This is a genomic window from Oceanispirochaeta sp. M1 (genome assembly GCF_003346715.1).
Classification (GTDB): Bacteria; Spirochaetota; Spirochaetia; order DSM-2461; family DSM-2461; genus Oceanispirochaeta.
The window spans coordinates 16,139-37,263 of the sequence record NZ_QQPQ01000038.1 but is presented as its reverse complement, the minus strand read 5'-3'; the positions used below and the strand labels follow the sequence as shown (position 1 = coordinate 37,263).

The window sequence follows — 21,125 nt, the reverse complement described above, 5'->3', positions numbered from 1 at the left end:
CCTTAATGATTCATTTGTGTAACCGACTGAATTTTAATCTGGCCTGACTCACAAGTCAATTTTTATTTACAAATGGATGTTTATTATACCCCTGTGAAAGCAGACAATTTCCATGTCGGTCCAGTTCTTATGAAAATTCAATCTAAAGAGTATAAAGCACCTTCATTATTCATTTTTATATTCATATCATATATATATTTAGATTGAATTAGATGAGATATTAAAAACTATAATTCCTCGTTATCAAATGCTCTCAAAGACCTCCTTCAATACCTTTTTCATGACATCCGTGTCCGGTTTGAAACCGGTCCAGTATTCAAAACCGATCACACCCTGGGCTACAAGCATTCCCAATCCATCGATCACTCTGCAGCCCCTTTTTTTCGCATACCGCAGCAGTTGTGTTTCAGGCGGATTGGGAATAACATCCGCTACAACCATAGCCTCGGTCAAGGAATCCATATTCAAGGGTAAAACAGCCCCGATATCGGGATATAATCCGATACTCGTGGCGTTAATCACAACATCTGTACCCATCGGGATATCATAATCCCCATTCCACTTTACATAATCCGCTGCCGTGCCTGTCTTTTTATTCAGCAGATCCACCAGATCCTCTCCCCGTTCCCTGCTCCGGTTCACAACGGTTATGCGAGTTACTCCTGCCAGCGCCAGCTCCACTCCTATAGCTCTGGCGGCTCCACCGGCTCCGAAAATCACAATATTTTTCCCACCGGGATTCAGAACCTCTCTCAATGAAGATAAGAAGCCCTTCCCGTCGGTATTCTGTCCGACCAGCTCATCCCCTTCCCGCACGATACAATTCACCGCACCCATCAATGCCGCACTCTCCCCCAGTCTGTCCAGATACTGAATGACATCCACTTTGTGGGGTATGGTGCAATTACCTCCCCGAAAATTCATGGCTCGCATCCCCCGGACGGCATCACCCAGATCCTGACTATCCACTTCAATTGTCAAATACCGCCAATCCAGGTTATGATGAGCATAGGCCGCTTCGATCATCAGCTGTGTGGGATTTTCCGAAACCGGTTTCCCGAAAAGAGATGTCAATTCCTGCTTGAAATTCAATTTATCCGCCATTTTTTCATCCTATGTCATTTAATCCATACAACAGCTTTCAACCGGCAGGTTTACTCACAAGATTCCTGACTGTTTCATAAAGAGCTCTCTGCATTCTGACCGGAGGGAGTCCTCTCATCAAAAGGGACAGATCATCCATAAGCATTTCTCCGATCAAATTAAATGCCCAGGGAATGCCTCCTGCTCTGTGAGGAGACAGGATCATATTGTTGATACTTCTGACGGGATGGTCCGCCGTCATGGGTTCCTCGGGAAAGACATCAACAGCCGCAGAGAATTTTCCTCTGGATACAAAGTCTGTCAAAGAATCAAAGTCGACGACCGAAGCCCTGCTGAGGAGCATAAAAAATGCATCGGGCCGTATGAGGGAAAACTTATCTTTATTTAAAAATCCCTGATTGTCTTTTGTCACACCCGCCAGTACAAAAATAAACTGAGAACCCGAGAGAACATCATCGAGAGCTGCGGGAATGCAGTTGTTTTCAAGGATGACACTGTCGGGTATCCAGGGATCATATATTTTAATTCTGCAGTTGAATGGCTGAAGTAGTTTCAGCAAGGCTCTTCCCAGATTACCGAATCCGATGAATCCCACATCACTTCCTGAAAGAAGAACGGAATCTTTGCAGCTGTCTCCCAGATATGTTTCTTTTCCCTGGCGGAATTGTCTGTCTTCCCTCGTGACACCCCGGGCCAGATCGAGGGCGAAACACAAACCCATCTCCGCTACAGGCTTTGAATAGACCACTCCGCAGTTCAGCACATGTATATTCTTTTCAAAACAATAGTCGTAATCTATATTCTGATAGAAATTCCCTTCCACATTGAAAATCACTTTCAAACCGGGAGCCTTCAGAAGCCTTTCCCGGGGCATATCCATCTGCCCGATCAATGCAAAAGCATCAGGTAACTGTTTATCAAGCTCTTTATAATTGACTCTGCCATCCCCCAGATACCTGAAGTCGACGAGTTCATTCATTGCGGACATCCTCTCATCTGAGAAAATATGACTAAGCTTTTGAGGGAACGGACAGGCAATCACTTTGTTTTTCTTTTCCAATTCTTCACCCTTCCTTTATATTGTGCCAGACGGTCCATTTCGCTTCATAAAATAGACATGAGGATGCATTCTTAACCGTCTCTCGGCAAAGGTATCCTTGATAATACGACTCTTCATTTTCAGAACTCTTCTCTCACATGATAACGATTACGCAATCGTTATCATGTGAATCAAAAAAATTTAGGGTGCCGACTCCCTCACGATCAGTTCAGGTTCAAAAACGAAATGAGATCGATCAAGGCTGCCTCCGTCCGCAAGAGTATCAATAATCTCAACAGCCTTGCGGCTCATCTCTTCATAGGGCTGTTTAATGGATGTAATTGTGGGGTAAATCATTGTGGAAAGAGAGATGTCATCCATACCGATTATGGCAACATCTTCGGGAATATGCCGGCCGATCCTCTGATAAGATGCGATCAACCCGGCCGCGATAATATCGCTTTGTGCCCAGACAGCATCCACATCACTGTTCAGCTCCTCAAACAGGTGCACAGCCTTCACGCCTGTTTCAAATGTAAAGGCCCCTTCAAATACATGATTGTCCTCCAGTACTATCCCGTTCTCTTGCAGGGTGTCACGAAAACCATTGAGTCTTTCCCGGACCAAAAGGATTTTCTGAGACCCCGTTACACAGGCGATATGCCTGTGTCCTGCCCGTAGAAAGTGTTCTGCCGCTATTTTTCCGGCTTTATAATTATCCAGGATCAGATTGGGGAGATTTTCATGATTCAGCGCCCGATCAATGATGATGACGGGTGTATCTGTTTTAGAGATGAAATTCAGGACCTGACTTTCATCAGAAACTCTGGATAGAATGATCCCGTTAATATTCCGTCTCAGAAGATTATCAAAGGCTTCGGCGGCTTTCTTCGGGTCATTATGAGTATTGCAGACAATCAGGCTCAGAGATTTATGAGAAGCATATTTTTCAGCATAATTGATAAAATTAACAAAACTGGGGTGACTTATTTCCGGCACAATAAAGCCGATCATATTCCCCTTCTTGATTCTCAATCCCTGAGCCATAAGATTCGGCTTATAATCGACTTTTCTTATGGCCTCTACCACTTTTTTCTTTGTGGGTTCTTCTACCTTCATGGCACCACTTATCACACGTGATACAGTAGAGACAGAGACACCGGCCAGTTTTGCCACATCTTTCATAGACGCCATAAAGGAAATCCCCCTTCATCCATGATAACGATTTCGCAAACATTACCATACACAGGTTCACTTGTCAATATTATTATCCGACCCGGGATACACGAAAAAAAACCATGGAGCTGTTGAATCCCATTGATCAGGGATAATACAGGCCTGTTTTTTTTGAGATGCAGATGAGACTTCATCGTTAATTTAAATGTACGATTGCATATTCTGATCATCCAAATGCATCATATCCGCTTAACAAATGTCACCCGATAGCCTCTAAGATGAGAGTTCACTGCAGTTTTTGAGAATCATAACTGATAAGAAGTGATTCTTCTTTATGGTCTTGAACTAATTGAGTAGATCTTCTGATGAATACAGATCCTATACCCGGTGAATCGCCTTATTGCGTTAGGGATTGGAAGGGCAGCGAAGCTGGTCTTTCCAAAGGAAAGACGGTTACCCCTGCAAAGCCCGGCCCCCGATCAGGGGGGAACGCCCAAAACACTTCTATTTAGGATTCAGAATATCTGAAATCATAAGGGAAATATCATGGATTCTGTAGGGTTTATTAAGTATGCCCAAAAGGCCTATATCCATCATAGATTCCAAATCCCTGTCCAGACCGAAGCCGGTGGCCAGAAGGGCTTTTATCCCGGGATTGATCTTCTTCATGGCCAGAAATGTCTGCTTGCCCGAAAGGCCCGGCATTATCATATCTGTAATCACCAGATCGATGGATTCCCAGTTGTTCTTGTAGTACTCTACAGCCTGTTCTCCATTTTCAAAGACCACAGGGTCATAACCTATCTCCCTGAGAATATCTTTACCGATATCTCTCAACATCTCTTCATCATCCACCAGAAGGATTCTCCCCCCTCTGCCGGCAACGGCTCTGTTATCCCTGAGGGGGACTGTTTCTTCACTGCTTGTTAAAGGGAAAAAGAGTTCGAATGTTGATCCGTACCCGATTTCGCTGTACACATCGATGGCGGCATCATGACTCTGAACTGTACCGTAAACGGCAGAAAGCCCCATTCCGGTCCCCTTTCCCTGTGATTTTGTGGTGAAAAAGGGATCAAAGATACTTTCTATGATTTCGGGGCTTATACCTGTACCGTTATCAGAGATATCCACCTCAATATATTCACCTGGTGTGATCTGTGAGTTCTTCTTTGCGGCGATACTCTCTGAGAAATATATATTCTTTGTAGTGATATTAATTTCGCCTCCATGGGGCATGGCATCCCGGGCATTCAAACCCAGATTGAGGAAGGTATTCTGAAGCTGTGCCCCATCACCCATGATTCTGGAGGATGGGGCATCCAGTTTGACAGAGATCTGAATATTCCGATCGATACTGCAGGTGAGCAGGTTCACAGCATCACTGAGGATCTTATGCAGATCCACCACTTTTAATTCCACATCACCTTTTCGAGCAAAATTCATGAGCTGATTTATCAGTTCACGGGCTCTGTTAATGGTTTTAATGATATTCTCTGTATAAGATTTCTGGACTGGATCATCTTCCATTTTGAGTGCAAGAAGTTCTGTATACCCCAGGATACCTCCCATCATATTATTGAAATCATGAGCTATACCGCCGGCCATCATGCCTATGGCATTCAGCTTCTCAGACTGACGGAGTTGACTTTCCATTCTCTTTCGTTCTGAAATATCAGTGCAGTAACAAAGAAGCAGATTACCCTTAAGCCTGACGGCATCCAGAATAACATTCAATTGACTCCCATCTTTCCGGATCAGGAAGACCTCTTTCTTCAGTTCCTCAGATTCTTTAATAAGCTCTGAAATGCCTTCTGTTTGACTGATCACATCCTTAAAAGGGATAGATTGAAGTTCTTTCCTCGAGTAGCCGGTCAGACCAAGAGCCGCTTCATTGTTGAAGGAGATACCCCCCTTTTCATCTATGATAAAAACAGAAAGTGGAGACTTTTCGATGTAGGTTCGGAACTTATACTCACTCTCAATCAGTTTTTGTTTTTCAAAATCCAGCTTGTCCTTCAGAAAAAGAATAAACCAGAGAATCAACTCCGCAAAAATCAATATGACGATGACAAATTTCAACAGACGGAAAATTATTTCCCAGGTATACTCCGTCAACTGAGCAGTCGTTTCATCATGGGAAAAGTAGATAATTAAAGTTCCGATGATTTCATCATTAAAAATGATATCTGTTGTAATATTTATGAGCTCACAACGCTCTACGGTCTCTTTGTCAGGCTTTTCTGTGAAAGCAATGGAACGCCCCTCAGGATGAGCGAATCCTAAATAGAGTTCATTGTTGCTGTCTATCAGATAAATATAATCAATCTGATTATATATGACAGCCGACTTCATAAGATGAGTAACCGTATCCCTGGCGTAATTGTACAGTGGGATTGCCAGAGATTCCCGCAGAATCAGGACTGTCCTGGAGATAGTTTCCTGGAATTCCTGTTCATTCTGATCCCTGTAATTACTGATCATCAGGGAGGCAGAAAGGAACATAAACAGTACCGAGGCTCCCAGGAGTATGATATTCACCTTTATCCAGAGAGAGAGTTGTGTGTGAAGCTTGTGTTGACGAGTACTCAGAACATCCTCCAGTAGACCTGCCAATCCTTTATCGACTCAATTCATATTCTCCCTTTCTGGAAGATTCATAATACTGATCATACAATCCCTGATTTTTCAACTCTTGCAGGCCCCTGTTAAACAATAGGAGAAGTCTGTCACTCTTCTGATTTTTTCTGGAAAAAGCCAGGCGGAGTTCATTGATATAAAATGGAGTGGTATGATAGGTGATCCTGTCATACTCCTCGTCTGGAAAGTACTTATTAAGCACAGCATAACCCACATCAACATTACTGATAAACACATCAATACGTCCCGACAGCAGCTTTTTGAAATTCTGTTCTTCAGAACCGATCCGTTTGACTGTAATTTCCCCGGCTCTTTCTGCTTCGATAAACTCAACACTATAATTATAACCAATGACGGCTCCAATCTTGATACCCTTTAAATCATCCAGAGTCTCCCATTCAAAGGAATAGTCTTTCAAATGAAAAAAGACTATTCTCCCCTCAAGAATAGGTTCACTGAAGATAAAATCCTTCTCTCTTTCCGGAGTTTTTTGCCATCCGATACTCGCATCCCAATCACCTGTTTTAGCATTTGCCAGGGCACGAGCCCAGGGAAACCAACCATATCTGACATTGATTCCTTCCAGCGCAAAGGCTTCCTTGACAATATGGGATGTGACTCCACCATGTTTCAACTCTTCAAAAAGAAAGGGAGGCCACTCTCCATTGGTGATACGAACAGTTTCCTGTGAATACGAGGGTGAAGGTATCATCAGTAAGAGCAATAATATCCATAATCCTGTCGAATATTTTTTCATAATTCCAACCTCTAGTTTAGGTCATGTCTTTCATCTAAATCAATATTACCAGTATATTAATGCTCAGCCTTCAACAGCCCGGAACCATGAGTATTATTGAATTGATTTAAGAATATAATCATTGAAGTAATCCCGGGGTGCAAAGGAATCTCTCTCATCCAGGGTACTGTTAAATACAACCACAAGGTTTTCTGCAGGATAAATGATCAGGAATTGACCGGCATAACCCTGAGCCATAAAAAGCCCTTCTTCCTGAATCCACCACTGATAGCCGTAATAATTCTGCAGAGTCCCGGCCTTGATCTTCACTGAGGTCGCCTCTGCCAGGTAATCCTCTGAGACAATTTGTGTTCCGTCCCACTTCCCCTTATGGAGTATTAAAAAACCGAATTTGGCCAGATCCGGGGCAGAGATCCTCATCTCTCCCCACCCTATGGAGACATTATTCTGATAGGAGGGCCACTCGACATTTTCGATTCCCAGGGGGGTGAAAAGATTTTCCCGGGCAAAGACCAGAGCGCTCTGCCCCGTGACCCGGGTAATGACTGCCGAGAGCAGATAGGATGCCATATTGCTGTAATCAAAATGTTCTCCGGCCTCGGCTGCAGAAGGGAGACTCAGAATATAGGAGACCCAGTCCGGCTCCTCCATCATCTCTCTGATTCCCTTCCAGCGGTAAAGGTAGGAGTCCCTGCTGTCCAGGCCGCTTGTCATGGTCAGAAGATGGGTGAGGGTGAGGGTGAGCTCTTTGTGTGCATAATCAATTTCTATAACAAGATCCGGAAAAAAGTCTGATACGGGCTGATCCAGGGATTCAATCAATCCCTGATCCAGGGCTATCCCCACCAGAGTGGATACAATACTCTTGGTGCAGGAATGGATGATATGGCGGTCTTCGGGTCCATAGGATAAACCATAATAATCAAGCACAAGATATCCATCCCGGATGATCAGAATACTGTCTATGGCAAGATTTTTGTTCTTTATGGATGTGATCATTTTATCCAGGGTGTCTGGATTCATTCCCCTGGATTCCGGAGAGGCCGAGATCCATCCTTCTGAGGGCCAGTAGTCAGGTTCGGGTAGATTCGATACAGTCCTGATAGACGGCTTGCAGGAGCTCAGAAAAAAGATGAAATATATGGTTAAACAGAATATATACCTCATGCCTTGATTATACCCCTTTTTCACTCCTGTTTTATGCAATTTGACAAAAATAAACATCGGCCATAAGATTGAATGGATAGGCTGTCGAGAGGATGGAGAATGAATACATTCGATTTCTTTTCATTGCCGCAATACTTACACTTCCTGCCTGCTGCGGTAAAATAAAACAAGCCAAAAACATGATTGATATGGTCAATGCCATTTCTGATTTTCAATTAAGGCGGAATCTTGAGATTCTGTTTTTAAATTATATGTTTTAGGAGTTTTGTATGTATGATTCAGTTAATCCCGTTCTGACAGTTTTCTGGTTCATTGTTACCATCATTCTTGTGGTAGCCAACTGGAAAATCTTTACCAAAGCCGGTAAACCGGGGTGGGCCATTCTTGTGCCTATTTACAATATCATTGTTATGGTTCAGATCATACAGAGACCGATGTGGTGGGTGATCATGCTCTTTATTCCCCTGGTAAATGTTGTTTTTGCCATTATGATCATCTACAACCTCTGCCTGAAATTCGGACAGCCCGGCTGGCATGTGGTTCCGGCCCTTCTCCTCAGCTTTATCTACTATCCCTATCTTGCTTTTTCTAATGCAAGCTATCAGGGTTAGGAGTCCTAAGGCGTAATGAAAGCAGGTTTTCTACTCCTATTCTTTTTTCTGACTGCCTCAGCTCTTTATTCTCAATGGATAGAGTTGGATGCACTTCCGGGTCAGAGTCTATGGGCCTCCTCGTCCTTCAGTGAAACTCTGGGAGGACAGGTCCATACTTACGGCCCGGAAGCCCTTTTTGACGGAGATATGGCGACTCCCTGGGTGGAGGGGGCATCAGATGAGGGGATCGGTGAAGATCTGATTATTCTGGCAAACAGAGCCGTTACAGGGATTTCACTGAATAACGGTTTTGCCAGATCCCCCTCCCTGTATGAGAAAAACAACCGCTTAAAGGCAATGAATCTGTCAATTCTCATCGGTTTTACGGCTCCGGGGATGGTAAGCGAAACCGATTCAACTCTCTACCTCCTCAAGGAATTTGATATCGATTCGGGTATTGAAGTAAGCGACACATCAGAAACTCAGTTCTTTGAAATAACCCTGAGCCCTGAAGAGCAGATGGAATTGTGCCGGGAGGTACTGGAATCCTTTACCGGGGAGAATCCCTTCTTTCTAAAGATGATGCGGGAAGAAACCGGTCTCGCCCTTGAAGATTTCAATTCTGATATGGACCTGCTTCTAATGATGGAGATCTATGGATTCCTGGCTCTCAAACTGACAATTCAGGATGTCTACAGAGGCAGCCGCTACAATGACAGCTGCCTGTCCGAGATCTCTTTGCAACTGGAAGATTTTTAAAGAATATTTTCTGTTCTGGAATTTCAATCCTCACCTGATAAACGTATACCGGTACGACTTTTCTCATATCTCTTTCTATTCTACGAACAACTGATCAAACATAGTCAGAAAGGCAAACTCCCGGCAGTGTTTCCGATGGTTCTTTATAATGGTGAAAAGCCTTGGAAGAGGTAAGAAATCTAGTTGCAGCCGTGGTATACTTTGAGAGGCACAGCAAAGAGGATGAACTTAAGAACACAATAAAGAAAATTGAAGAATTATTATCTGGTGAAGATTTTAACGATGTCAAATAATTTCCAGGAGTACCGGACTCAGCGAAGAAGAAATTATTATGATTGACACTCCTACTTAAAGGCTCTTTTGGCTCTTCTCTACTCCTATGATTATCCCCTACCTACGATAGATTATACCATCTTCAAATCTTTTATTAAATTCCAGAAAAGATCCGGTTTAAGGGATATGAAATGAGGATGATTGATGTTTGTACCTTTTCTTTGAAGCAGTAGATTCCTTTTACTTGTACAGCTTATATAGGGATAGTAGAATGGAAGGAGAATACTATGGGAGAAACCCAGGTGACCAAAGACCAGCTGCTTATTATCGATTATGTAAAAGATCATCTCAAGAACTGGATGGAAGAAAAAAGAATCATCCCATTCCCTGATAGAGATACCAGTATTAATCCTCAGCTGCTGGAGCGAATGGTTCGTGTAGAAGAGGGAATCAAGCATCAAAATACGAATCTGGAAAAAATGATGATTCAAATGGATCAAAAATTTGAAATTATCGATAAAAGATTTGCCGAAAATAGAGAAGATATGAATACTCGGTTCAATGATGCCAGAATAGATATGAATACACGTTTTGAAACTATGGACATGAAATTTACTGAACATAGAGAAGATATGAATACTCGATTCAATGATGCCAGGGTAGATATGAACACTCGCTTTACAGCTATGGACAATAGATATACTGATATGAGAGAAGACATGAACAAACGCTTTAACCGCCAGAGTCAGTATCTATTGGTGATATTTGCAGCAATAGTAACCAGCGCTGTGACTGTGATTCTGCAGATCAGTTAATCCTCCCCGCGTCAGGGATCGAAAGGGCAGCTTCGCTGGTCTTTATTGAGTTTTATTAAACTCAATAAAGACGGAACCCCTGCAGAGCCCGGTCCTACCCGAAGGGGAGGGAGACGCCCGTATCAGATAATGAGAACTTGAGCTAACCATGAAGGATTCGGGTTTTACGGGGATCAGAAGGGTGACGGAAAGGCTTCTTTGAGCCGCAGTGAGCAGCAGGATTTTATTGTCAGCTATATAGTTAAACTTCTGAGTAAGTTGTAAATAAATCTGAATCAGTGTTTTTTTATACCCTTTTCAACTTGAGTGATATCTCTTAATCTATTAGTCTTTTTCCTATGTTTACACCCGGTAAAAAACTTAATATTCAACTCTTTTTTTTCTGCCTGCTCCTGGCTGTGATAATTATGATTCTGGGTGAGTCTTTCATCCGTCGTGATGTAGAGCATGAAGATTCTCTTATGAGGGATTCCATGCTGACGACCGGTGCTTTTCTGTCTCAGGAGATTCAAAGAAATATTTCAGCTGGTGTCTACAGTACCGAAACTCTCTACAACTTTCTCTTTTTTCAGGATTTTAATACCGATGATTTTGAAAAATGGGCCAAAGTTATAGTTTCTGAGATGTATGCTGCCACTACTGTACAGCTGGCCCCGGACGGGATAATCAGCCATATCTATCCCCTTAAGGGTAATGAGAATGCTTTGGGTCTTAACCTCTTAGAGGATAGTAGAGGTAATGAAGGTGCCCTGAGAGCTATTGAAAGTAACGAACTGACATTTATAGGACCTGTTAAGCTGATCCAGAGTGGTAAACTGGCTGTCATTGTCCGTAAGCCCGTATTTATGAGTGAAGAGAGCGGCTCCATATTCTGGGGATTCATCATAGCCCTTATGTATCTGGAAGAGATTATACCGGAGAGGGCTATCAGTCTGCATGAACAGAATCTCTTCTTCCGCATTTTAGGGGATAATCCTGACAATGATGAGATTCCGGTAATTTATGAATCCCGGGGTTTCTATGAGGAGGACTGCACCACACTGAAAATTGAGGTTCCCAACGGAACCTGGCTGCTGCAGATGAATCATAAGCCCAGAAAAAATCCCTTCTACCATCTTATTCGAATTTTACTGCTTATATTTTCTGTCATCCTGGCAACTTATGTTTACTTGCAGCAGGACAAAATTCGAAAGAAGGCTGTTGAGATCAATAACTTAAATGACAGGTTGCTGGAAATTTCCTTAAAAGATGAACTTTGCGGCTGCTGGAACCGCAGGGGTGGTTTACAGATAATTGAGCAGCAGATATCCCAGGCCAATCGCTACGGCGAGACCCACTCCATAGTTATGATTGATATAGACTTCTTCAAGGAAGTTAATGATAAGCACGGGCATCAGGGGGGTGACAAACTCCTGCAGCATCTGACAAATCTGCTTACGGATCTGCTCAGAGAACCGGATGCCGTTGTCCGCCTGGGTGGAGATGAGTTTCTTCTGATACTGCCGAAGATCGGGCTGGATGATTGTATAGAGGTGGTCAAAAGGATTCAGCATAAGGTGAACACCACAGCTCTTCTGCTGGAAAAAGAATCCCTTAATTTGAGTCTCTCCATGGGGATTGCCAGCTACAAAAAGGGTGAGAATGTGGAAGACCTGCTCCACCGGGCTGATGGAAAGATGTATGAGGTCAAAGAGAACGGACGCAACGGGTTTAAGTATTAGGCTCAATACAGTATTCGAATATAAATAGAATATGGTTATGTGTGTTCTTTAGAATTGACTTTCTCCGTCACTAGTCATATGATGTCTCATGACTAAAAAAATAAGTAGACTCATGATCTTCAACAGAACCAGCCATTTCTTCCTGCTGGGGCTGATTTTTCCGGTGTTTTCTCTGGCAATTCTTGCCCGGGGAGCAAATCTGATGCAGCTGGGGCTGCTGATGGGTATTTATTCGGCAACAACTCTGTTGATAGAACTGCCCACAGGCAGTCTGGCCGATACGATGGGACGGAAAAGGGTCTATCTTGTATCTCAACTTATCAGGGTGGTCTTCCTCTTGATGCTGCTGTTATCCAGAAGCTTCACAAGTCTGTGTTTAGCCCTGACTCTTATGGGAATATCCCGGGCTCTCTCCTCGGGCTCCCTTGAGGCACACTTCATCGATGAACTCTATAAATCAAAGCCCGGGCTGGATATTCAGCCCTATATGACAAGACTCAATATTGCCATTCCCATGGGCGTGGGTGTCGGTTCTCTGATAGGGGGATTTCTCCCGCAGCTTGCCCGATACTTCAGTCCGGATATTGCTGAGGCGAGACTGTACGATTTAAATATTGCGGTTCTTATTGCTTTCACCCTCCTCCATATTTTCCTCACTCAGATTCTTGTGAAGGAGAAGAAACCCGAAGTCCAGGGTCATCCCCTTGTTGAGGGAATCCGGCAGGTTCCGGCTATGATCACATCCTCTGTGAACTTCGGTATGAAAAGCCCGGTGATCCTGCTGATGCTGGGGGGCGTGCTCTTCTGGGGACTCTCTATTTCAGGACTGGAACAGCTGTGGCAGCCCAGGGTCCGGGAGATCCTCCCCGATCCGACGCAGACTATCATCCTGGGCCTCCTCAGTTTCGGTTACTTTGCCAGTTCTTCCCTGGGCGGTATGTTTACCACCTCCCTCTGCCGGCTTTTCAAGAATAATTATCCCCTTGTGCTTTTTATTGTCCGTCTGTTAATGGGATTAAGCTTTCTGGTTCTGGCCTCCCGGGTCTCCCTTGTCGGATTCACTACCTTCTACTTTCTCACTTTCAGCTTTAACGGCATGGCCAATGGACCCGAAGAAACTGTATTCAATGATGCGATCCCATCCGAGAGGCGGGCCACCCTCCTCTCCTTCAGCTCTCTTTTCCTACAGGTCGGTGGACTCACAGGATCTATTCTTCACGGATATCTTGCAGAGACTTCCTCCATCGGGCTTTCCTGGACTGTGGCGGCTGTTCTTTTAATGATCTCATCAGTTTTCTACATACTCATCCCGGCTAATGCCAGGGAGAGAGTCAATGACCTTTGAAAATATAGGGCAGAAAGAGAACCTGCCGGACCGGGTGGTCCGGATTATCACAGAATCTATCCTTTCGGAAGAGTGGTCTCCGGGGGATCTTATGCCGACGGAGCCTGAGCTGGCGGGGGAATTCGGAGTAAGCCGTTCTGTTATCAGGGATGCGGTTAGAATGCTGATTGCCCGGGGGCTGGTTGTTGTCCGTCACGGTAAAGGGATGTATGTGTCCCAGTCCCAGAACCCTGCGTTCTCTGATGCCGTACTCCTTGCCTTGAGACGGGAAAAAGCCTCAGCCTGGGATACGGAACAGTTCCATGCCCTTGTATTTCCGGAAATCTTCGCCCTGGCTGCTGAAAATTCTACAGAATCAGAGAAAGAGGAGATTGTGGGTCTGGCAGAGGTCTATCTTGGTCACATGTCGTTCTATATACACAGAGAGGAAGATGAAGAGTCTGCTGGAATATTATCCGGAAGCTTCAATGACATGATGATGAAGGTTATCACGGCCTCAAAGAATAAGGTCTTCATTCTCCTTGGGCAGACTTTCCTGGACATCAGAAGCCCCCGATATGTAGAGTGTGATGATGACAGTGATGAAGATGCATTACTGGAACACATAACAGGGGATATTATGGATCTGGCAAGGTCAGTACAGTCTGGTGACCCCGATACAGCCAGGAAGACTTTCAGGAGAGTGTTCTCATTCAATAAGGAGTTTGAAACGATTCTCAGGAAAACTCCTGTCACACAACAGGCCCGGATTAAGACCGGGCATCTGACGGATCGTTAGCATTGTAAAATCAGTACACCCACTCGCTTTATATGTTCAATGATTTTTTTATCTGCAGTATTCATATTAAGAATATCAAAATGATAAGGGAATAAGGATTCCTGATTCAACTTGTAAGAGAGCTCTGCTATATCAGTTCTGCTTAGAGACTCCCCCTGCAGGGCAAGATCAACATCGCTTCCAGGTTGGTAATTACCTTTTGCACGACTTCCAAAAATGTAGGCTGAAGTTATAGAAGAAAAAAGACCGATCTGAATACACAGTTCCTCTAATTCAGAACTGGATAATCCTGTTGTATTATCAATACTCATAACTTGGTAAACGTTCTTTCCAATTCTATAAATCTGGGATAATAAACATCCCGGATCAGTAGATCGACTTCTTCAGCTGTTTTTTCATTATAGGTATGAGCAGTCAGATTTCTATCCTCAAGACCTTTCAACCAGATCTTCCCATCAGATAGTAGTCCTATTTCGAATGTTTTCTTTATCGCATCCCGAGGAGAACGGATATCCTGAAACCCCTGAGACTGAAGATAATCCTTCATCATTTTCCAGGATAATTCAAAGGCCATTTCAAAGAATTGAACTAAACCAGCACGCTGTAATTCATCCAATTGAGATTGATTAATACCTTTTTCCAGAAGCCTGAGAGATTTACTGAAGTTCTCAAGACGCTGCTGCCACCTAATGTCTTCCATATATTCTTCATTGTATTAAAACAAATCCATTTTCACAAGGAAGAAATACGAAATGGATATTAACCAGTTTGACTCAGTACCATGAAAAAAAACAAATTCAAGCATGCTGTATCCTCCAACAACATCCCCTCTACCCGCATTAAATAACCATTGTCACACTTTCTGTGTTTTTCAGTGCATTGAACACAGAATTCCGCTCTGCTTCAGAACTGACAGTCATGCTAAGATTCAGAGAAAGATACTTACCCTTCTTGTTAGAGTCCTCAAGAGTATGTTTTCTCTGAGCCATAATCAGAACAATATCCCTTTCCATGTCTGCTTTATTTAATCCTATAACCCGAAAAGACCATCCACGGGGGTATTTAATATCTTTTTTATCCAACTTATTCATGATTTTGATTTAATCAGAGATGTGAATTTTTTTCCAGAGCCTGTTTCACAACAACGATTGACCAAAGTGGGAGATTCTTCAGTTCCACCTGTACTGCGGGTCCCCGTTCATTACGGATTTTATTTATGGGAAGTATTTCAGCTGTCTGAGAATTAAGCTCAGGTGATGTGTAGAAGATGGAATCCACAACTCCATCCATGGGAATCTGCATTGTGAAATTTTCTACGTTGACAGGAGCTTCCTTCCCCTTATTCCATATTGAATCTGTCTGGCCGCATAAATTGATCAGGGAGATAAGTTTCATTCCAGGACTTTCTCTGACTATGGTCCAGACAGTGCCCGGGCGACCGTCGGCCGAGACAGAAGCTCCCGAGAAAAAATATTCTCTGTTCTCTCCCGCGGTATGAGTCTCTGAAATCTCTACCAGATCAGAATTATAGAAAAAGTCTGTGCAGCGTACCTGAAAATCATAGTAGGTCTTCAGTAAAGACCGTTCATCATCCCTGAGGGGAGAATAATCGTTATAGTAGCCCTGAGTCAGTGCATTTCCTCCTTCTCCCAGAAGCAGATGACTTGCAGAAAGAGAGACTATTATACTCTGCAGTATTAAAGCCGAATAAAGCGCTCTCATTCCACCATGATTCTCTTCGAGTCTGAATGGAGCCAGATAGGCGGCCAGAATGACTGGTTTTCCATACTCACTGGCGGATAAGATTATCTGACGGATATGAGAATATGAATCGTATGGATCCCATACCTCAATATACACCGCATCCTGAGGAGCAGGACCGGTAGCAGAAACCGGCCAGTTTCCCACATTATTGAAAATAAGCTGTGCCTGATCTCCCAATGTATTTCTTGTCTCTTCTATCAGATCCGGAAAATCATTTTCCAATGTTACGCCATGGATCTCAGACTCATTCTGTACAAAGGCTTTTTTTGGAAAACCATAAGTATCCATATGTATTCCGTCAAAACCTACTGTTTTAACAGCATACAGATATTGCTTCATCAGACACTCTCTCCACCGTGATCCGGGACTGATATCCATGATGTAAAAACGGTCGATAAGATTGTATGGGATTCCCTCACAGTCCCGTAGAGCCTGAGAGGGGTTGAGGTGCAGATACTCCTCACCAGCGGCATATACGGCACCATAGCCGAGACTGAACATTCCCCTTTCACTACAACCTTCAATCTCATCCTTTACAAGAGTCAGGTCAATTTCCTTGCCCATGGTATCAAAAAAGACATCTGTATCACCATTGTATTCATGATGTCTGTAGGTCCAGTCATAGTACTGAACATGTGTCATATGGAACTCAGCCAGAAAATCGAGAGAGGCTTCCATTTTCTGCCTGTCCTCAGTTCTGAAGTCACTCAGAAATCCATATCGGATCACTCTTTGCTCAGGGTCTTTCAGATCAAAGGCTGTATTTCCTTCTGCGACCAGTTCTTTATCTTTATAAAGTCTGCAAACCAGGGAAAACCCTCTCCATCCGCCGGGATATGAATCCTCGGGCAGGGTGATGGCAATCTCAAGTGGAAAACCACTGGAGAGTTGAGAGTCCTCTTTTAATAGGCTCATATCCGGAGTCAGTACTTCCAGCTCGAGCTTCATATCCCCCGGCTCATATATCTGCTCAGTGCTGATTCTCACAGTGATATCTTCATCTCTGGAGTACTGACCTTTCAATGTTGCAACTCTTAATGTATGGATCATCCTTTTACAGCTCCTGTTGTGATTCCTCTGATAAAAAATTTCTGAAAGAAAAGAAAAGCCGCCACAGCAGGCATCAGTCCGATAAGTGCGGAAGCAGCCATAACCGGCCAGTCAGCACCATATTGCTGAAAGAATAAGGAAATGGATAAGGGAATAGTTCTCATCTTTCCACTTTGAAGAAAGAATACTGCCTGGGCATAATTATTCCACATCCCGAGTCCTTGAAGGATTATAACAGAAGCTGTCACCGGTTTCAGCAGAGGAAATGTAATACGCCAATAGGCTTCAAATAATGAACATCCGTCAATGACAGCAGATTCTTCCATCTCCAGAGGCATGGCTTTGATAAAGCCGGAGAATAAAAAAACAGAAAAAGGCAATGCATTGACAGCCAGGACAATAATCATTGCCCAGTAGGTGTTAATCCCCCGTAGTTTAATTAAAAGGGTATACAGGGGAACCGTGTTTATAATTCCGGGTATCATCATACACAATAAGAAACACATAAGGATGAAACGGTTCATCTTTCCAGGAGATCTGGCAATTGAATAACCGGCCATTCCCGATAGAAGTATGAGTAATCCCACCGCAGAGAAGGTGATCACACTGGAATTCAGAAAGGCACGGGCCATATTCGATTTATTCCAGGCCCTGACAAAATTGACCAAATGAAAATCGGGAATAAGGGTGATGGCGCTGAGCCCACCCTCAGGTCCTTTCAGAGCGATCAGAATAAGAGCATAAAAAGGGAGAAAAGCCGCCAGAGATATAATTAGAACAATCAGGCTGCGAAGACTTTGTTCCATTCTGTTATACATCATATCCGCCCTCCACTTTGTTGAGTCCCTTCAAAGAAAACAAAACCGGTCCTAGAATGATTAAAAAAAGAATTATTGCAACAGCTGTTGAATAGCCTGTTTTACTCCCATAACACATTCTCATAATGTAGATGCTCAATGATTCAGTTGCATAACCCGGACCGCCGTCTGTCAGGGCCAGAATAATTTCGAAAACCGAGAGAGAACCGATGATATTGGTAATAATATTGATCTTCACTGCCGGAAAGAGTTGAGGCAGAGTGATGTAGCGAAAGACCGGGAGCCTCCCCGCCCCTTCCACAGCCGCTGCCTCATATAGTTCATCCGGAATGGACTGCAGACCGGCAAGATATATAATCATAGTCATTCCGGCAAATTGCCAGACGTTAACCAGGATGACTGTCATGAGAGCAGTTCCTGATCCGAGCATCCAGTTCCCGGGTGTAATTCCGAATCTCTCCAGCCAGATGTAGAATAATCCCCGCTGGGGCTGCAGAAGCAGGTACCACACAGAACCCATGATCATAGGGCTGATCACTGCTGGTAAATACACAAGACTTCTGACAAGATTTCTCCCTTTGAATACAGTATGCAAAAGGAGTGCCAGCAACAGGCCGCAGATATTCAATAGAGGAGCACTTCCAAGTGCAAATAGTACAGTTGTTTTTACATCGTTAAGAGCTCTTCTGTCTGATAAAAAAGATGTGAAGTTTCTCAGTCCTATAAACCGGGGTGTTGAAAATCCGTCCCAGGAAGTCAGACTGAGAGTTAATCCTCGAAACAGAGGAAAAAGAAAGAACAGGCTGAATAAGAGAAAAGCAGGAAGGGCCATATACCTGTGCCACTGATTTGAATCAATTTTCATTTATATTTTTGCTCCATAAATAGGGCTTTAAAAATCCCCGGCCGGGGGGCACCGAACCGGGGAATGACACTATTAGTTGTTGTACGCTGCATTCCAGATTTCAGCATAACCTTCGGCAAACTCATAGGGAGAGTCGTACATGCCTGTCAGTAGTTCCTGAATCAGGCGTCCGGCATCATCCACCGAGAGAGCTGAGGGGGCCTCAGTTGAAAAATTGATATTCACATAGCTTTTTACAGCACGGGAGACATCATCCTTGATAGGAGCCCAATCGGCGTCGACATCAGTAAAGGCCGAGGGCATACCCCGTAGTTCACAGTATTCTTTCTGAACTTCAGGTTTAAAAAGGTAATCAAGAAATGTTTTAACTGCAGCAGTATTCTCAGAGTCTGCAGCAATTGCAAAAACCGAATCTTCTGCACAGAGAACCATCGGTTTATATCCATCCATTACAGGAGGAAATGGACCGAAACCAATATTTATCGTCATATCAGGATTCAGTTTGATAATATCTCCTACGACCCACATACCCTGATTGATAATAGCTGCCTTGCCGGATGCAAAGGCTTCCTTCTGATTATCATAAGTTGCAGTAACTGCATCACTGTTAATCAAGCCTTTATCCTGCAGTTCAAGAAGAGCTGCTGCAAAACTTTCCATAAGTCCACCGGGTACATCAAAGGCAAGATCCCCAAGTTCATTATCAAGAAAGGCCTGTCTGGAACCGGGAATACCCATATCCTGTTTAATAATTCCATGAACCCAGAATTCAATCAGATGACCAAGAGTCCAGGAATCTTTACCTGCCAGAAACAGGGGAACAACATCCGGATAGGCTTCTTTAACAGCTGTCAGATTAGCAACAAACTCATCCCATGTTTCAGCATCTTTCAGACCGAGTTCAGCAAACATGGCCTTGTTATAGAATAGACCGCCCATTGTTACATTGGTGGCAATCTTATACTGATTGCCGGTTTTAAGATCGGTACAGAGATCTTTTACCGACGGGAGTATCCGATCCCAGTACACTTCATTCGAAAGATCCATAAAGATTCCCTGATCGATGAAATCCTGGGTAACAACAGTAGTCAGATCAGGAACTTCCCCTGAGGCCAGTTTGATTTTCATCACATTGCTGGCATCATTCTGATATTCATGTTCAACCAGAATTTCAGGATGCAGTGCCTGAAAATCCTCTATCATATTCTCGGTCCATTCCACTGTTTCCACTCGTCCCGAGAAATAACTGATCTCAGTTTTGTCATTCTGACCCGATGCACTGACAGTTAAAGCCGCAGTAATAAAAAGACATAAAAAAATCCACTTAATTTTCATAACTTAACACTCCCTTTTTTTCCGTGTATAGTTGTGATACCTGATCTACGATCAGGAACATGGCATGAGACCAGGTGAGAGGCGTTGCAACCGTCCCCCATCTTTGTTCCCATTCCTTTACCATAGACGGTTCATTTGTAATATCTGTTGTTTGTTCAGGTAATGAACCGTCTTTTTTTTGCCGACAGACAACCCATTCCATCAGGGTTTCCGCCTCCTCATACCGGCCGGTTTCATAGTAATACCAGGCCATCCAGCAGGAATGGATAATCCACTGCCCGCCTCCGTAATATGTATCTTCTGAATATCGCTTAACACCTCCTTCTTCCAGAAGATCCTCTTCAATTTTCTCCACGGTTTTTTTCATTACCGGGTCATTCACATCCGCCATTCCAAAGGGGAGAGATATCCACAGCAGACTTGCATCTACCAGATCCGATCCTATGAACTTGGGAAAATAGCCATCCTTATGAAGATTGTCATAAACATAAGCCTTAACCTCCTCTGTCAGAGCCGGAAGTTCCGGATCATCCAACCAGGGGGAAACAGCTTTCAGACCTCCATACACACAGGATAGAGTCGCTGGATGAATCTTGTCAGAAAATTCTTCCCAGCAGTCGCTGTTGGGAAGTCTCCACACCATCTTCAGATAGCTGACAATCAACTCAACACCACTCTTCCATGAAGATGGAAGTTCTTCTGCATCCAATGCAGTCATATACTCGGACATACACCAAAGCCAGGTACCGTATCCATCAATCTGAAAATTAGGCCAGTCTGATTCATCCTCATTCCCCTGAGCCGTATACCTGGCACCAAGGAAATCCTGAATATCAAGAGGCCTGGAGGATAAAAGCTTTTCCTGCAGAGCAGCTATTTTTTCACTGCTCTTCAGGATAATCCTGTTACCCCAGCTGATAAACTTTTCAGCCTCTTCCATCTTACCGGCACCTATCATTGCATATGCAATAAATGCACCGTCCCGAAACCAGGAATAGTTGTACTGGCTGAATGAAGATCCGGCGATTATGGCTCCTTCCTCTGTCTGATTCCTGAGAATCTGTTCCAGACTTATCTGCCTTAAAAATTGCCGATTATCCAAATAATTCCCTCCTTAAACACATAATTA

22 protein-coding genes are annotated in these 21,125 nt (G+C 43.7%); 8 read left to right on the top strand and 14 right to left on the bottom strand.

The window, feature by feature from the left end:
• Nucleotides 1-243 precede the first annotated feature (243 nt).
• The 6 genes from aroE to DV872_RS20710 form a co-directional block, all read right to left on the bottom strand.
• A complete protein-coding gene (gene aroE / locus DV872_RS20735) occupies nucleotides 244-1,104 on the bottom strand; it encodes a shikimate dehydrogenase (RefSeq protein WP_114631882.1) in 861 nt (286 codons plus the stop codon).
• Nucleotides 1,105-1,141: 37 nt separating this feature from the next.
• Nucleotides 1,142-2,083, bottom strand: coding sequence for an NAD(P)-dependent oxidoreductase (locus tag DV872_RS20730; RefSeq protein WP_158547089.1), 942 nt, complete (start codon nucleotides 2,081-2,083; stop codon nucleotides 1,142-1,144).
• Nucleotides 2,084-2,344: 261 nt separating this feature from the next.
• Entirely contained in the window at nucleotides 2,345-3,337 is a 993-nt protein-coding gene (locus DV872_RS20725; RefSeq protein ID WP_114631880.1) for a LacI family DNA-binding transcriptional regulator, read from the bottom strand.
• A gap of 486 nt (nucleotides 3,338-3,823) precedes the next feature.
• Entirely contained in the window at nucleotides 3,824-5,932 is a 2,109-nt protein-coding gene (locus DV872_RS20720; RefSeq protein ID WP_114631879.1) for an ATP-binding protein, read from the bottom strand.
• Nucleotides 5,933-5,936: 4 nt separating this feature from the next.
• Nucleotides 5,937-6,713 carry an ABC transporter substrate-binding protein gene (locus tag DV872_RS20715; RefSeq protein ID WP_114631878.1) on the bottom strand — a complete coding sequence of 259 codons (777 nt, stop codon included), beginning with the start codon at nucleotides 6,711-6,713 and terminating at the stop codon, nucleotides 5,937-5,939.
• 93 nt (nucleotides 6,714-6,806) lie between these two features.
• Nucleotides 6,807-7,880 (bottom strand): serine hydrolase, encoded by a 1,074-nt coding sequence (locus DV872_RS20710; RefSeq protein ID WP_158547088.1) that lies wholly within the window; start codon nucleotides 7,878-7,880, stop codon nucleotides 6,807-6,809.
• Nucleotides 7,881-8,149: 269 nt separating this feature from the next.
• Here DV872_RS20710 and DV872_RS20705 point away from each other — a divergent pair, with 269 nt between their 5' ends.
• The 8 genes from DV872_RS20705 to DV872_RS20675 all read left to right on the top strand — a co-directional run bounded on the left by DV872_RS20705 (nucleotide 8,150) and on the right by DV872_RS20675 (nucleotide 14,164).
• Nucleotides 8,150-8,491 carry a DUF5684 domain-containing protein gene (locus DV872_RS20705; RefSeq protein ID WP_114631876.1) on the top strand — a complete coding sequence of 114 codons (342 nt, stop codon included), beginning with the start codon at nucleotides 8,150-8,152 and terminating at the stop codon, nucleotides 8,489-8,491.
• A gap of 15 nt (nucleotides 8,492-8,506) precedes the next feature.
• Nucleotides 8,507-9,232, top strand: coding sequence for a hypothetical protein (locus DV872_RS20700; protein ID WP_114631875.1), 726 nt, complete (start codon nucleotides 8,507-8,509; stop codon nucleotides 9,230-9,232).
• Nucleotides 9,233-9,235: 3 nt separating this feature from the next.
• Nucleotides 9,236-9,406: an Rpn family recombination-promoting nuclease/putative transposase gene (locus tag DV872_RS27305; protein WP_114631894.1), complete on the top strand. Its 171-nt coding sequence runs from the start codon at nucleotides 9,236-9,238 to the stop codon at nucleotides 9,404-9,406.
• Nucleotides 9,394-9,525 carry a hypothetical protein gene (locus DV872_RS27145; RefSeq protein WP_255526148.1) on the top strand — a complete coding sequence of 44 codons (132 nt, stop codon included), beginning with the start codon at nucleotides 9,394-9,396 and terminating at the stop codon, nucleotides 9,523-9,525. The genes DV872_RS27305 and DV872_RS27145 overlap by 13 nt, the downstream gene beginning before the upstream one ends.
• Before the next feature lie 267 nt (nucleotides 9,526-9,792).
• Complete coding sequence (locus DV872_RS20690; protein WP_114631874.1) at nucleotides 9,793-10,320, top strand: hypothetical protein; 528 nt, start codon at nucleotides 9,793-9,795, stop codon at nucleotides 10,318-10,320.
• 338 nt (nucleotides 10,321-10,658) lie between these two features.
• A complete protein-coding gene (locus DV872_RS20685) occupies nucleotides 10,659-12,041 on the top strand; it encodes a diguanylate cyclase (protein WP_114631873.1) in 1,383 nt (460 codons plus the stop codon).
• 88 nt (nucleotides 12,042-12,129) lie between these two features.
• Nucleotides 12,130-13,386 (top strand): MFS transporter, encoded by a 1,257-nt coding sequence (locus tag DV872_RS20680; RefSeq protein WP_114631872.1) that lies wholly within the window; start codon nucleotides 12,130-12,132, stop codon nucleotides 13,384-13,386.
• On the top strand, nucleotides 13,376-14,164 hold the full coding sequence (locus tag DV872_RS20675; RefSeq protein ID WP_158547087.1) for a FadR/GntR family transcriptional regulator: 789 nt from the start codon (nucleotides 13,376-13,378) through the stop codon (nucleotides 14,162-14,164). Before DV872_RS20680 ends, DV872_RS20675 begins: the two co-directional genes overlap by 11 nt.
• Here DV872_RS20675 and DV872_RS20670 read toward each other — a convergent pair.
• The 8 genes from DV872_RS20670 to DV872_RS20635 form a co-directional block, all read right to left on the bottom strand.
• Nucleotides 14,161-14,475, bottom strand: coding sequence for a nucleotidyltransferase family protein (locus DV872_RS20670; protein WP_114631870.1), 315 nt, complete (start codon nucleotides 14,473-14,475; stop codon nucleotides 14,161-14,163). The genes DV872_RS20675 and DV872_RS20670 overlap by 4 nt on opposite strands.
• Entirely contained in the window at nucleotides 14,472-14,864 is a 393-nt protein-coding gene (locus DV872_RS20665; protein ID WP_114631869.1) for a nucleotidyltransferase substrate binding protein, read from the bottom strand. The genes DV872_RS20670 and DV872_RS20665 overlap by 4 nt, the downstream gene beginning before the upstream one ends.
• Nucleotides 14,865-15,003: 139 nt before the next feature.
• On the bottom strand, nucleotides 15,004-15,255 hold the full coding sequence (locus tag DV872_RS20660) for a YbeD family protein (RefSeq protein ID WP_114631868.1): 252 nt from the start codon (nucleotides 15,253-15,255) through the stop codon (nucleotides 15,004-15,006).
• A gap of 13 nt (nucleotides 15,256-15,268) precedes the next feature.
• Nucleotides 15,269-16,978 carry a glycoside hydrolase family 66 protein gene (locus DV872_RS20655; protein ID WP_114631867.1) on the bottom strand — a complete coding sequence of 570 codons (1,710 nt, stop codon included), beginning with the start codon at nucleotides 16,976-16,978 and terminating at the stop codon, nucleotides 15,269-15,271.
• Nucleotides 16,975-17,799, bottom strand: coding sequence for a carbohydrate ABC transporter permease (locus DV872_RS20650; protein WP_114631866.1), 825 nt, complete (start codon nucleotides 17,797-17,799; stop codon nucleotides 16,975-16,977). The genes DV872_RS20655 and DV872_RS20650 overlap by 4 nt, the downstream gene beginning before the upstream one ends.
• The gene (locus DV872_RS20645) at nucleotides 17,789-18,661 is read right to left on the bottom strand and encodes a carbohydrate ABC transporter permease (RefSeq protein WP_114631865.1); all 873 of its coding nucleotides are present in this window, start codon (nucleotides 18,659-18,661) and stop codon (nucleotides 17,789-17,791) included. Before DV872_RS20645 ends, DV872_RS20650 begins: the two co-directional genes overlap by 11 nt.
• A 72-nt stretch (nucleotides 18,662-18,733) precedes the next feature.
• Nucleotides 18,734-19,996, bottom strand: coding sequence for an ABC transporter substrate-binding protein (locus DV872_RS20640; RefSeq protein WP_114631864.1), 1,263 nt, complete (start codon nucleotides 19,994-19,996; stop codon nucleotides 18,734-18,736).
• Nucleotides 19,986-21,098 carry a glycoside hydrolase family 15 protein gene (locus DV872_RS20635; RefSeq protein ID WP_114631863.1) on the bottom strand — a complete coding sequence of 371 codons (1,113 nt, stop codon included), beginning with the start codon at nucleotides 21,096-21,098 and terminating at the stop codon, nucleotides 19,986-19,988. The genes DV872_RS20640 and DV872_RS20635 overlap by 11 nt, the downstream gene beginning before the upstream one ends.
• Nucleotides 21,099-21,125: the final 27 nt, after the last annotated feature.